The sequence below is a fragment of the Mesorhizobium sp. L-8-3 genome (genome assembly GCF_016756615.1).
Lineage (GTDB): Bacteria > Pseudomonadota > Alphaproteobacteria > Rhizobiales > Rhizobiaceae.
In genome coordinates, this window is sequence record NZ_AP023262.1 from 4,417,425 (window position 1) to 4,430,957 (window position 13,533).

The 13,533-nt window shown below is 63.9% G+C and carries 12 protein-coding genes; 9 read left to right on the forward strand and 3 right to left on the reverse strand.

All coding sequences use genetic code 11. The features are described 5' to 3' along the window. Positions 1-160 precede the first annotated feature (160 nt). The 9 genes from JN302_RS20445 to JN302_RS20485 all read left to right on the forward strand — a co-directional run bounded on the left by JN302_RS20445 (position 161) and on the right by JN302_RS20485 (position 11,333). On the forward strand, positions 161-424 hold the full coding sequence (locus JN302_RS20445; RefSeq protein ID WP_202304486.1) for a hypothetical protein: 264 nt from the start codon (positions 161-163) through the stop codon (positions 422-424). Between the two features lie 197 nt (positions 425-621). Then, positions 622-2,064: a UbiA family prenyltransferase gene (locus JN302_RS20450; RefSeq protein ID WP_202328790.1), complete on the forward strand. Its 1,443-nt coding sequence runs from the start codon at positions 622-624 to the stop codon at positions 2,062-2,064. Further along, positions 2,061-3,407: an FAD-binding oxidoreductase gene (locus tag JN302_RS20455; RefSeq protein WP_202328791.1), complete on the forward strand. Its 1,347-nt coding sequence runs from the start codon at positions 2,061-2,063 to the stop codon at positions 3,405-3,407. Before JN302_RS20450 ends, JN302_RS20455 begins: the two co-directional genes overlap by 4 nt. Before the next feature lie 115 nt (positions 3,408-3,522). Further along, positions 3,523-3,954 (forward strand): EamA family transporter, encoded by a 432-nt coding sequence (locus JN302_RS20460; protein ID WP_202304489.1) that lies wholly within the window; start codon positions 3,523-3,525, stop codon positions 3,952-3,954. Further along, positions 3,951-4,958, forward strand: coding sequence for an NAD-dependent epimerase/dehydratase family protein (locus tag JN302_RS20465; protein ID WP_202328793.1), 1,008 nt, complete (start codon positions 3,951-3,953; stop codon positions 4,956-4,958). Before JN302_RS20460 ends, JN302_RS20465 begins: the two co-directional genes overlap by 4 nt. A gap of 14 nt (positions 4,959-4,972) precedes the next feature. Next, positions 4,973-6,433, forward strand: coding sequence for an aspartate aminotransferase family protein (locus tag JN302_RS20470; RefSeq protein ID WP_202304493.1), 1,461 nt, complete (start codon positions 4,973-4,975; stop codon positions 6,431-6,433). A gap of 40 nt (positions 6,434-6,473) precedes the next feature. After that, positions 6,474-7,664, forward strand: a complete 1,191-nt coding sequence (locus JN302_RS20475) for a hypothetical protein (protein ID WP_202328794.1) — start codon at positions 6,474-6,476, stop codon at positions 7,662-7,664. Positions 7,665-7,789: 125 nt separating this feature from the next. Beyond that, positions 7,790-10,351 carry a GcvT family protein gene (locus tag JN302_RS20480; RefSeq protein WP_202328795.1) on the forward strand — a complete coding sequence of 854 codons (2,562 nt, stop codon included), beginning with the start codon at positions 7,790-7,792 and terminating at the stop codon, positions 10,349-10,351. A gap of 136 nt (positions 10,352-10,487) precedes the next feature. After that, complete coding sequence (locus JN302_RS20485) at positions 10,488-11,333, forward strand: DUF1194 domain-containing protein (protein ID WP_202328796.1); 846 nt, start codon at positions 10,488-10,490, stop codon at positions 11,331-11,333. Positions 11,334-11,394: 61 nt separating this feature from the next. Here the strand turns inward: JN302_RS20485 and JN302_RS39990 are convergent, their stop codons facing one another. The 3 genes from JN302_RS39990 to JN302_RS20500 all read right to left on the reverse strand — a co-directional run bounded on the left by JN302_RS39990 (position 11,395) and on the right by JN302_RS20500 (position 13,426). Continuing rightward, complete coding sequence (locus tag JN302_RS39990) at positions 11,395-12,333, reverse strand: GlxA family transcriptional regulator (protein ID WP_446720763.1); 939 nt, start codon at positions 12,331-12,333, stop codon at positions 11,395-11,397. A 434-nt stretch (positions 12,334-12,767) separates the two neighbouring features. After that, complete coding sequence (locus tag JN302_RS20495) at positions 12,768-12,908, reverse strand: hypothetical protein (protein WP_202304503.1); 141 nt, start codon at positions 12,906-12,908, stop codon at positions 12,768-12,770. Positions 12,909-13,243: 335 nt separating this feature from the next. Further along, a complete protein-coding gene (locus tag JN302_RS20500) occupies positions 13,244-13,426 on the reverse strand; it encodes a hypothetical protein (RefSeq protein WP_202304505.1) in 183 nt (60 codons plus the stop codon). Positions 13,427-13,533 lie beyond the last annotated feature (107 nt).

The window sequence follows — 13,533 nt, forward strand, 5'->3', positions numbered from 1 at the left end:
GGCTTCCCGATCGGCGGGGCACGATCCGCCAATTCCGGCGAAACCGCGCCTGAACGGCGCATTCAGTTGCCGTTCAGGATGGAAGTCCTATAAGGTCCCACGAAAGAAGGCCGAAGGCCCTTCTCAGTGCAACAGAGGCGGTGGTAACACCGGTATCGCAATGAAGAAATACTGTCTCGCGTTCGCCGCGCTCCTTGCGATGGACGGCCACGGGATGGCTGCGAGCGCAGTCAATCTCGACTCGGAGCCGCGTACCCTGGTCGTCACCGAAGGCGGCAACAAGACCGAGCTTGCACTGCCTGCCGGTCAGACCGTCGAGTTCTGCCCGAACGGCTGCTTCGTCACCATGCCCAATGGCGACCGCGAAGCGCTGACGGGGTCGGAGACCATCGAGATCTCCGGCGGGGCTGCCAGGATCAAGTAGACGTCCTCTGTGCGAGCATGAAGCAAAGGCCGGGTCTCAAACCCGGCCTTTGTGTATACCCTGCAATCACCGGTTAACCTTCAGGTTGAAAACAGGCTAGAGTGGCTCTGCCGGATGCGGGGGATTAACGGTCGGTAGCGTGCTCGTCCGTTATGGGTCACCCCGCAGACAATGCGGGAGACGGCGGAACGACGGCGATGGACGTGCGATCGGACGGGAATGCGGTGCCTCTGGCCGTCGACCTCGACGGCACGCTGATTGCTACCGATCTTCTGTGGGAAGGCCTGTTCCTGCTTATCAGGCGCAATCCGCTTTTTCTGTTCATGGTGCCGGTGTGGATCGCGACCGGCGGGCCGGCGCGGCTGAAGCTCGAGATTGCCGCCCGTGTCGATATCGACGCTACCGTGCTGCCATATCGGCCTGCGGTGCTCGACCGGCTGCGCAGCGAACGGGATGCCGGCCGCAGCATCGTGCTCGCCACCGGAACCCCCCGTAAGTTCGCCGACGCCATCGCCGCCCATCTCGGCCTTTTCGATACCGTGATCGCCACCGAAGGCCGGGAGAACGTCACCGCCGGGCGAAAGCGCGCCGTGCTCACCGCAGCCTATGGCGACGGCGGTTTCGACTATGTCGGCAACAGCCGTCACGACCTGAAGGTGTTCGATGCCGCGCGCGAGGCGATCGTCGTCGCGCCGGACCGCCAAGCCGCGCGCTGGCAGGCGATGCACCGCTGCGAGCTCCTGGAGACGCCGAAGCCGACCTTGCGGACCGTCGCAAAAATGCTGCGCGCCCATCAATGGCTCAAGAACAGCCTGATCGCCGTGCCGATGGTGCTGGCGCACGAATATCTGAACCTGAACATGCTGTTGGCCTGCCTGCTGGCCTTCGTCTCCTTCAGCGCCTGCGCGTCGGCCGTCTACATCGTCAACGACTTCTTCGACCTGACGTTGGATCGCCGCCACGCGACCAAGCGCAGCCGGCCGTTCGCCAGCGGGCTTCTGTCGATGCGGTTCGGGCTCGTTTCCATGGCCGTGCTGCTGGCGGTCGGCTTGTTCACCGCGGCGTTCCTGCCGCCGTTGTTCTGGGCGGCGCTCGCCGCGTATCTCGTTGGCACGACGGCCTATTCGCTGGCGGTCAAGCGCATGCTGCTGATAGACGTGCTCGCGCTGGCTGGCCTCTATACGACGCGCATCCTTGCGGGCGCCGCCGCGACCGGCACCGAAGTGTCGTTCTGGCTGCTCGCCTTCTCGATCTTCTTCTTCCTGTCGCTCGCGCTGGTGAAGCGCTACGTCGAGCTGCGTTCGACGCCGTTGCCCGCCAAAGAGCGGATCGCCGGCCGCGGCTACCGCACCGAGGACCAGGAGATCATCGCGCAGGCGGGGATGGGGGCCGCCTTCTCCTCCGCGCTGGTGCTGGCGCTCTATATCGACAGCGCCGCTGTGCGCGAGCTCTACCCGCATCCCTGGATGATCTGGCCGCTGGCCCCGATCGTGCTCTATCTGACCATGCGAGTCTGGATCCTGGCCCGGCGGGACGAAATGCATGACGATCCCGTCGTCTTCATCATCAGCGACTGGCGAAGCCAACTGGTCGCCGGCATCGGCGCGATCATGCTCGTGGTCGCGAGCAACGTGTCATGAGCGCCTTCCAGAGCTTCGGCCTGGCGACCCCGCCGGCGCGTGCCGCGATCCTTCCCCGGGAGGCGATCGCCGGCCTGAAGGCGGCAGACATGCGTCGCCGCTCCTTTCTCGCCTACGGCAACGGGCGCAGCTACGGCGACAGTTGCCAGGCAGATTCCGGAACCGTCGTCGACATGCGCGGCATGAACCGCATGCTGTCCTTCGATCCCGAGACCGGGCTTATGGAGGCGGAAGCCGGGGCGCTGCTTTCCGATATCATCGCCGCCGCCGCGCCGCGCGGCTTCTTTCCGGCCGTGGTGCCCGGCACGCAATTCGTCACGCTCGGCGGCGCGATCGCCAACGATATCCATGGCAAGAACCACCATCGCCGCGGCAGCTTCGGCAGCCATGTGGAATCGCTGCGGCTGTTGCGTTCGGATGGGCGCTTGCATGCCTGCTCGGCAACCGAAAACTCCCCGCTCTTCGCCGCCACCATTGGCGGCATGGGACTGACGGGTCTGATCCTGTCTGCCGTGATCCGTCTCATGCGGGTGCCTTCGCTCGACGTAACCGAGCAGGTGACGCCGTTCCGCGACCTCGGCGAGTATTTCGATCTCGCTCAAGCTGCGGACCAGGCCAATGAATATGCCGTCGCCTGGGTCGACCAACTCGCGTCGGGCCGTGATGCCGGGCGCGGTCTCATGATGACTGGAAATCACTGCCCGGAAGGAGGTCGCGCGGCGCCCCTGTCAGCGCCGCGCCTTTCGGTTCCGTTCCGCGTTCCGGTCAATGTGCTCAATCGCCCCTTCCTGTCCGTCTTCAATGCCGCCTATCGCTGGAGAAAGGGCGCGTCGGCCGAGCCGCGGCGGAGCGGCTATCGGGCGTTCTTCTTCCCGCTCGACAGCCTCGGCAACTGGAACCGTCTCTACGGGCCGCGCGGCCTGTTTCAGCACCAGAGCGTGATCCCGTTCGAGGCGGCGCGCGAAGCGATCCCACGGATGCTGGAAGCCGCGCGCACGGCCGGGCGGGGCTCATTCCTGACCGTGCTCAAGCGGTTCGGCGACGTGCGCTCGCCCGGGCTGCTTTCGTTTCCGCGGCCGGGCTACACGCTCACGCTCGACTTTCCCAATCACGGCGCGTCGACCTTGGCGCTGCTTTCCGAACTCGACCGGATTACCGTCGGCGCGGGTGGGGCGGTCAATCCCTACAAGGATGCACGCATGGCTGCGACGACCTTCGCGGCCTCGTTTCCGAACTGGCGGGAGTTGGAGAGGTTGAGAGACCCCGTCTTCCTTTCGGCCTTCTGGGCGCGCACGGCGCTGAGGCTGCCGGCCGCTCCGGGCGGGGCGGCGGCAGCCGCCTGAGGGCGTTTCGGAAGAAGTTTCAAAGGAAGAACTAACAGACTGAATTTGCTTTTTATTTCGTCTATTCACGAAATGTTTCGACATTGGTGTTAGTACTGGTCAGGACAGGTGACGCATGAAATACATACCCTTCATCCTCTTCACGGTCATGACCAATGCCGCCGCGCAGCTCATGCTGAAGCAGGGCATGATCACGCTTGGGCCGATTTCCTTCGAGGGCGCCAATCCGGTACTGCGGCTGCTGCAGATCGTATTCAGTCCATGGGTGTTCGCAGGCCTCCTCACCTTCGTCGTGTCGATGGCTTCGCATCTCTATGTGCTGTCGAAGGTCGAACTCTCCTTCGCCTATCCCTTCCTCAGCCTTGCCTATGTGGCGGTGGCCGTCTTCGCCTATTTCGTGTTCAGAGAGGACCTCAACGCCTACCGCATCGCCGGCATTGGCTTCATCTGCGTCGGGACGGTGCTGATCGCCCAGAGCGGACGCAGCCATGCCGCACCTGAAGCCGATCCCTCCAAGCCGGTCCAGACAAGCGAGATCGTCCAATGAAACATGTGATCTTCGGCGGCGACGGTTTCGTCGGCCGCCATCTCGTGCCTCTGCTTCTCGCCGACGGCGAAGAGGTGATCGTCGCAGACATCGTCAGGAGCGAACTGCCGCACTACCGGCCGGCGCGTTTCGTCCAATGCGACGTGACCGATCCGGCCTCGGTCGCGGCGGTCGGCATCGGGCCCGACGACATGGTCTACAACCTTTCGGCCAAGATGCTTTCGCCGATCCAGGTTCGCGCCAAGCGTCACGATTTCTTCTGGCCGGTCAATTTCCACGGCACGGAGAACATCATCCAGGCCATGGACAAGGCCGGCGCCGGCAAGCTCGTCCACTATACGACCGACATGATCTACGGCCACACTTATGCCTGGCCGCAGACGGAGGATCACCCTGCCGCGCCGCTCGGCGAATACGGACTGTCCAAGCTCAAGACCGAGGAACTTGCGGCCCAGTGGCGCGAGCGCGGCATGAGCATTTCCCTGTTCCGGCCGCGGCTGATCATCGGTCCCGGACGCCTCGGCATTTTGGCGAAGCTGTTCAAGCTGATCGACTGGAACCTGCCGGTGCCGATGATCGGCTCGGGTCGCAACCCCTATCAGTTCATCTCGGTGTTCGATTGCGCCGAGGCGGCACGCCTCGCATGGAAGGCAGGCGTGCCCAACCAGGCCTATAATCTGGGATCGCTCAATCCGCCGCCGGTCCGCAAGCTGCTCGGCGACCTCGTCAGGCATGCCGGGTCGAAGTCGGTCCTCCTGCCGACGCCGGCCTGGGCGGTGAAGCGCACGCTCGATCTGCTCGATTTCCTGAACATGCCGATCATGGATCCGGAGCAGTATCTGATCGCCGACGAGATGTGTGTGCTCGACGTATCGAAGGCCGAACGCGAGCTCGGCTGGGTGCCGCGCTATCGCGACGAGGACATGCTGATCGCCGCCTACAGTGAATACCGCGCCGCCAGGGATGGCCGGGCCTCCTCGGAGAGCCGGGTTGCGGCGGAGTGAGACAGGAGCGAGTGATGAACGCCTTGACCAAAACCGCTGATGGCGGCGACCGCGCCGGCGAACTTGCCAGCAACGGCACGCCGAAACCCCACCTGATCACCGTCGAACAGGCGAAGAACCTCGACGTTGCCCGCATCACCGATCTCTTCAAGGCGCACATCAATCCCGGCCAGCTCCATTTCATGAAGCTGCTGGGCTTCCATAAGGTGAAGATCGAGCGCGCCGAGGGGATGTACTATTACGACCAGAACGGGCGGGCGATCCTCGACTTCTTCGGCGGATTCGGTTCGCTCGCCTTCGGCCACAACCACCCGAGGATTCTCGAGGCGCGCCGCAGGTTCCAGGAGGAGAAGCGGCACGAGATCGCGATCGCCTTCATGTCGCAATATGCGGCGGCCCTCTCGCACAATCTCGCCGCCTGCTCGCCGGGCGAGCTCGACATGGTGTTTCTCGGTTCGACGGGGTCCGAGGCGATGGAGGCGGCGATCAAGGTGGCCGAGCGTGCCGCCGGGCCGAAGCGGCCGAAGATCGTCTATGCCGAGAATTCCTTCCACGGCAAGACCAAGGGCGTTCTGTCGATCACCGACGGTCAACTCTATCGCGGCGAATTCAGGCTGGTCGACAACACGGTGCGCGTCCCCTTCGGGGACATCGAAGCGGTCGAGAACGCCTTCCGATCGGACCCGGCCATCGGCGTGATCGTGCTGGAGACCATCCAGGGCGGCGGCGGCATCATCCAGGCCGAGACGGACTATTGGCGCAAGCTGCGCGGGCTCTGCGACCGCTACGGCGTCCTCTGGGTGGCCGACGAGGTCCAGTGCGGCTATGGCCGGACGGGGTGCTTCTATGCCTTCGAGCATTACGGCGTGGTGCCCGACGTGACGGCCCTTGCCAAGTCGCTCGGCGGCGGCAAGGCCGCGGTCGGGGCGATGATAGCCAGCCGCGATGTCTACATGAAGGCCTATGGCACGCCGAAGACCGCCATGGTCCACGCGGCCGCGACCTTCGGTGGCATCGGCGAGGCCGCGATCACGGCCATCGAAGCGCTCAATGTCCTCTATGACGATGGCCTGATCGACAATGCCGCATCCGTCGGCGACCATCTGCTCGACAGGCTCAAGGCGCTCAAGGCCAGGTATCCGACGATCATCAAGGATGTGCGCGGCAAGGGCCTGATGGTCGGGCTGGAATTCCACGACTTCTCGCAGACCCTGCCGATGGTGCTGCGGCCTGTCGTCAGCGTGCTCGACGACAAGCTCAAGGGGTCGCTGTCGGGTTTCGTCGGAGCGTTGCTCTTGCGCGACTACGACGTGCTTGTCGCCTTCACCGAATACAACCGCAACGTCATCCGCCTTGAGCCGCCGCTGATCTGCGGGAACGAGCATGTCGACCGTTTCGCTGACGCACTCGACAGCCTGCTGTCGCGCGGCATCGTCGCCATCGTCAAGGATTTCGTGAAAAGCCAGGTGAAGTGACGGCCCGGTCGGGCAGGGGCACAGGGAAGGGAACTTGTCCATGACGGCCATCGAACGCACGGCGATCGGCTGGGCTTTGGGAACAATGCCCGCAAGGCTCCTGATGCGGGCCGCGGGCAGCAAGGTTCTGCTGGATCGCCTGGCCGTCGTGTTCTTCGCCGCGATCTGCCTGCTGGTCTCGGCCTATGCGCTCGTGCGCCCCGACTACAATTGGGACATGGTGGCCTATGTCGCCGCCGCACTCGAGGACCGCCACCCTGATCCGGCGAAGTTGCATGCCGAGACCTGGAAGCGCGTCTCGGAGGGGGCGAGCCAGTCCCAGCTCTACCACCTCCAATACGGCACCCCCTACAACAAGCATCAATGGGAGAATCCGGCCGACTTCCAGTCGCAGCTATCGATGTATCGGGTGAAGGTCGCCTATGTCGCACTCATCGAGGCTCTCGAGCCGCTGACCGGTCTGGTCAAGGCGTCGATGCTGCTGAGCATATTGCCGTCGCTCGCGCTCGGCGCGCTGTGCCTGTGGCTGCTCGGCCGCGACGATGCCCTGCAGGGGGCCTTCCTTCTGGCGCCGGTCCTGATGCTCGCCGGCTATGCCCACATGACAACGGCCGTCGTTCCCGACATGCTGGTGTCATTCGTCTCGCTGCTCGCCATTCTGCTCTTCGCGAGCAAGCGCGATATAGCGGCCTGCGTCGTCCTCCTTGTCTCCGTCCTGATCCGGCCGGACAACATCGTGCTCGTCTTCGCCCTTCTTCTGACGGCCATCGCCTTCGGCTGGCGTGTCCTTCCGCTCCTGGTGACCTTCGTCGTCGGGCTGGCGGCCTGCGTGGCCATGTCCAGGTTCGGCGGGCACCCGGGATGGTGGGCGCATTTCTACTTCTCCTGCGTCGAGGTCCAGAACTCGATGACGAACTTCCATCCGGACTTTTCGTTCGGCGCCTTCATGCGCGGCTATACACGCGGCGTGCTGGTGGCGATCATGGAAAATGACTGGCCGGCGATCTTCGCGCTGCTGATCGCGGCCTGGGCTCTGCTCAATCGCATCGGAAGGACGGGTACCGAGCGCGCCAATGCGCTGGTCTTCGCGCTCGTCATCGGCACGCTCGGCAAGTTCGCCAGCTTTCCCTTGCCTGACGACCGCTTTTACTTCGTGTCCATCGCCGCCATGGCGGTGGTGCTGGCCACCATGTGGAAGCCGCGTTTCGACATTGCCGCGGCCCGCGCTTGACCCTCTGGCGGGCAGCCGACATGATTTTGGTCGCGCGGTTTTTTGGCGATGTCGCAAACAGGCTGCAGTCGCGCCGCCGCCCCGACCTATAGTCCGCCGGCAACATCATCGCGGAGTCGCGTCTTATGGCAGGGTTTCCGGAAAAGGCGAAGGTCGTCATCGTCGGACTGGGCGGCATCGTGGGCGCATCGGTCGCCCATCACCTCATCGAGCGCGGATGGGACGACATCGTCGGCATCGACAAATCGGGCATACCGACCGACATCGGTTCGACGGCACATGCTTCCGACTTCTGCTACACGACGAGCCATGATTTCCTGTCGTGCTGGACGACGCTTTACTCCATCGATTTCTACGAGAAGATGGGCCATTACGCGCGCGTCGGCGGTCTCGAAGTTGCCCGCGTCAGCGACGACGACCGCATGGAGGAGATCCGGCGCAAGGTCGGTTCGGCGAAGGCATTCGGTACACGGGCCCGGCTGATCGAACCTGCCGAGATCAAGGAGAAGTTCCCGCTTATTGAGGAGAGCCTTGTACAGGGCGGCCTTTGGGACCCGGATGCGGGCCTGGTGATACCGCGCTCGCAGACCGTCGCCGGCAAGCTGGTCGACCAGGCCGAGGCCGCCGGCAAGTTGAAGGCCTTCGCCAACACGCCCGCCAAATCCCTCCTCATCGAGGACGGCCGCATCAAGGGCGTGGTGACGGATCGCGGCACCATCATGGCTGAGCATGTCGTGGTCTGCGCCGGCCTCTGGGGACGCCTGATCGCCGAAATGGCTGGCGAGGACCTGCCGGTCATGCCGGTCGACCATCCGCTCACCTTCTTCGGGCCGTATGACGAATTCGCCGGCACCGGCAAGGAGATCGGCTGGCCGCTGCTGCGCGATCAGGGCAACTCGGCCTATATGCGCGACACCGGCGACCCGAAGACCGCCGAGGGCGGACAGATCGAATGGGGATACTACGAGGAGACCAATCCGCGCCTGTGCCATCCGCGCGATCTCCTGGAAAAGGATCAGGCCCGCCTGTCGCCCTCGCAGCGCGATCTCGATATGGAACAGATCATGGCGCCGCTCGAACGCGCCATGGAACTCACGCCGATCCTGGGCGAGTTGGGCTACAATGAAAGCCACTCCTTCAACGGGCTACTGCAGGTGACGGCCGATGGCGGCCCCTCCATCGGCGAAAGCCAGAAGGTGAGGGGGCTCTGGTACGCCGTCGCCATCTGGGTCAAGGACGGCCCCGGCATGGGCAAGCTCGTCGCCGACTGGATGACCGACGGCCGGACGCCGATCGACCATGCACGCATAGACTATGCGCGCTTCTATCCGCACCAGATGGAGGAGACCTTCATAGTAGGACGCTGCGGCGAGGCGGCGCAGAAGGTCTACAACCCGGCGGTCCATCCGCGCGAGCCCTATGCGACCGGCCGCGATGTGCGCCGCTCGCCCTTCTGGGAACGCGAGAAGGAACTCGGCGGCTATTTCATGGAACTGGGCGGCTGGGAGCGCGCCCATGGCTACGCCGCCAACGAGCATCTTTTGGAGAAATACGGGAACCGCGTGCCGAAGCGCGAGAACGAGTGGGACAACCGCCATTTCTGGCGCGTCTCGAATGCCGAGCATCTCGCCATGAGCGAGGATTGCGGCATCGTGAACCTGTCGCATTTTGCCATCTACGATGTCGAGGGCCCGGATCACGTGGCGCTGATGGAGTGGCTGTGCGCGGCCAGGATCGGCGGCGACGCCATGATCGGCAAGGGCATCTACAACCATTTCCTCGACGACGAGGGCATGGTGCGCGCCGACCTGACGGTCATCCGCATGGCCGACCGCTGCCGCGTGATCGACGGCGCCGATGCCGGTCCGCGCGACTTCAACTATATGCGCCGGGTTGCCACCGACAAAGGCTTCGACGTGACGGTGACCGACGTGACCGAGAAGAACGTTACGGTGGGCATCTGGGGGCCGAATGCCCGCCGGACGCTGCAGAAGGTCGTGGAGGATCCGGACGGCCTCTCGCCGGAGAATTTCCCCTTTGCGGCGATCAAGCATGTCCGGATCGCCGGCAAGGACGTGACGGCCTTCCGCATCTCCTATGTCGGAGAGCAGGGCTGGGAACTGCACATGGCCTATGAGGACGGGCTGGCCGTGTGGGACGCGCTGCGGTCGACCGGCGTGATGGCCTTCGGCGTCGAGACCTACGCCAACAGCCGTCGCATGGAGAAGAGCCTGCGCCTCCAGAACGCCGATCTCCTGACCGAGTACAATCTCTTCGAGGCGGATCTCGCGCGGCCGAAGGTGAAGGAAGCCGATTTCCGCGGCAAGGCGAAGCATCTGGAGTACCGTGCCCGGACCCACCAGCCCGCCATGCTTTGCACGCTCGTCATGACGGACAATATCGATTCCAGGGACGTCGCGCGCTATCCGGTCGGCACGATGCCGGTGATGGACCCGGAGACGGGCGCCACACTTGTCGACGAACTTGGCCGCCGCTCCTTCACGACGTCGGTCGCCTATGGTCCGACCATCGGCAAGAACATCGCGCTCGCCTATCTGCCCTGGGCCTATTGCCAGGAAGGCCGCAAGCTCGCCGTGGAGTATTTCGCAGAGACCTATCCGGTGGAGGTGGTGGCGATCGGCTACAAACCGCTCTACGATCCGGACAACCTGAAGCCGCGGAGCTGAGGGCTGCCGGCTCGGGATTGGGGTCAGGCCCCGCTCCATCCCTCGACCCGGCAGGTCGCGGAAAAGTGAAGATGAAGCCGGCCTTTTCACGGGTTGGCTTTCTTTCTTCAGGCAATCCCTCACCTATACTGCCCTGATGTCGACGTTGCTTCGCCCATGGCGGACACTGACCTGCGCAGCGCTCGCGCTCACTGGCCTTGCATTGGAGCAGGCCATTGCGGCGGAGCCGGTCGACGTCGAACTCGTTCTTGCCGTCGACGTTTCGCTGTCGATGTCTCCGGGGGAACTCGAGATCCAGCGCGAAGGCTATGCGGCTGCCCTCACCGACAAGCGCGTGCTCGATGCCATCAGGCAAGGCATGAACGGCAGGATCGCCGTAACCTATTTCGAGTGGGCGGGCACGACCACCCAGCGTGTCGTGGTACCCTGGACGATCATCGAAACGCGCGATGATGCCGAGGCTGTCGCGGCCAAGCTGTCGGCGACGCCGCCGAACAGCGCACGCCGTACCTCGATCTCCAGTGCTCTGGAGTTCGGTTCCGACCTCTTCGCCGAAAGCCCGTTCCAGGGCGCCAAGCGCGTCATCGACATCTCCGGCGATGGACCGAACAACCAGGGCGCTCCCGTGGACCTCGTCCGAGACACGGTGGTTGCGCAGGGGATCGTCATCAACGGCCTGCCGCTGATGACCAACAGCGGCTTGATCAGCGCCTATGACGTCGCGGACCTCGACCGCTACTACAATGATTGCGTGATCGGCGGGCCGGGCGCCTTCATGATCCCGGTCAACGGCTGGTCGCAGTTCCCCGAGGCGGTGCGCCGCAAGCTCGTGCTGGAGCTTGCAGGTCCTGCCTGGCAGCGTCAGGCCGGCGAGGTAGCCGCGCACCCGCCCGTTATCCTTGCGGATGCGAGGTCTTCCTATGACTGCATGGTCGGCGAGAAGCTCTGGCGCGATCGCTCGGGCATGTGGGATTCGCGGTAGGCCGCCCCTGCAATGAATGAGGCGCCTCTGGTTTCAGACGCATATCGTTGCGACCCTCACTTCACGCGGCAAGCAACTGCTTGCGATCGACGCGCTCCTGCTGGGGCGAGCGGGAATAGAGTTCCCGGTAGCATTTCGAGAAATGCGACGCCGAGACGAAGCCACAGGCGACCGCCACTTCCACGACGGGCAACGACGACTGGATCAACAGGTGACGCGCCCGGTCGAGCCGGATCTCGAGATAATAGCGCGCCGGCGAGCGACCCATCTCCTGACGGAAGAGCCTCTCGATCTGGCGGCGGGAGAGACCGACGTCGTCCGCGATCTCGATGAGCGATAGCGGCTCGGCGAGGTTGCCCTCCATGAGTTCGATGATGCTCAGCACCTTGGCGTTCTGAACGCCGAGGCGTGCCCGGAGCGGCAGCCGCTGACGGTCCGTCGGGCTGCGCACGCGATCGGTCAGCACCTGCTCGCAAACGCGATTGACCAGTCCATCGTCGAAGTCGTCGCCGATCAGTTTCAGCATCATGTCGAGGGCGGCCGTACCGCCTGCGCAGGTATAGATGTTCTGGTCGACCTCGAACAGGTCGGCAAAGACGTTCACTTTCGGGAAGGCCTCGGAAAAGCCCGGAAGGTTCTCCCAATGGATGGCGCAGCGCTTGTTGGACAGAAGTCCCGCCGCCGCCAGCACATGGGCGCCCGTGCACAGGCCGCCGATCGCCACGCCGCGGTTATACTCCTCGCGCAGCCAGGCGAAGGCCGACTTGTTGTGATAGGTTTCGACATTTATGCCGCTGCAGACGATGACCATGGAGGGACGGTCAGGCCCGGCCATCTTGCGGCGTTCCTCCTCGAGCGAGGTGTTGACCGCGCAGAGCACGCCGTTGGAGGCAGGTACAGACTTCCCGTCGGTGCTGGCCAGACGCCACCGATAGGCTTCGTAGCCCAGCATGCGATTTGCGATGCGCAGCGGCTCGAGCGCCGTCGCGAAGGCGACCATGGTGAAATCGGGGACGAGGAAAAAGACCAGCGATCTCTTGATCGGATGCTTGATGGCGTTCACGGAGCCTCCACACACCGTTCATGACGCGAACCTGATGTCGCGATCAGCAAAGCGTCATCAGGAAAGCACATTGTTGTCAACGCTCTGCATGGGCTCCGCCGAGCAATATTTGCGACAGATGCCGCTTTGGGACCAGAGAGGAGCCCAAAGCCGAAAACCAGGACACCGTCCCGGTGGTGCCGGAACGGTGTCGTCTATCATTGCGGGTGTTCGCGCGCTGGCCGGGTGCCGGGCCACCGCATCGACGCGGAAGCCATGCTCGATCTTCCGAGGCACGATGCGCGGATCAACAGTGATGGGGCGACCGTTGCGCGTCCAAGTGGACGCGCGGCGCTTCATTGTCGAGCGCGCCGGGTCGAGCGCGCTGGTGGTCAGCCGACGAAGACTCCGAGCCGTGCGCCGGCTATCGCCGCCGTCTGGCCGGGCATGGTGTTGCCCAGGCGCTGCCGCTCAAGCTCGGTGGTCAGGTTGGTCCGGCGGCGGGCGGCGAAAATGCGGGAAAACAGTTTCATGACACAGCTCCATGCAGTCGTTTACACGGGGTGCCTTCGCGTTGTGGAGTGGGGCAGCTCGTTGATGGCGCGGATATAGGGATTGTGCGACGCAAACAACGCGCAAAAAGCGAAGCGCTTGATATGAAAAGCGACATAGCTGGCGTCGCGCAGGCGCTTCCGGCGGGAAATATCACAGCTGTGACAACGGATTAGTTTCGAATCTGACCTGATATGCGACGCACTCAAACGCGTCATGCGACAAATGCATAGCTTCGGGCGTTCCGCATCTGCGAAAAGATGCGCCTGCCGGAGGGTTGCAACCCGGCAGGCGCCCCGCTCGACGCATGTTCACCTCACTTGTCTCCGGCCCAGGAGCCGAGCGTCAACGGATAGTTGCGTGTGCGGGGACTGTCCGGCCAGCCGATGTCCTTCTGCACCTCGAGCGGGAGCGATCCGATGATGCGATAGGTACGCGCCTCGGCGCGGGCCACGCGCCACTCCTCGGCGAAGCGGCTCAATGCTGAATAGATCGACATGTCCTTTCTCCTCTGTCCGGCGGGCGGGCCATCTGTCCGTCCGCAGCTTGACTATCCCTCCGGATTGATGTTCAATCAATCGAAATGAAATGATCGTCTCAATCAAT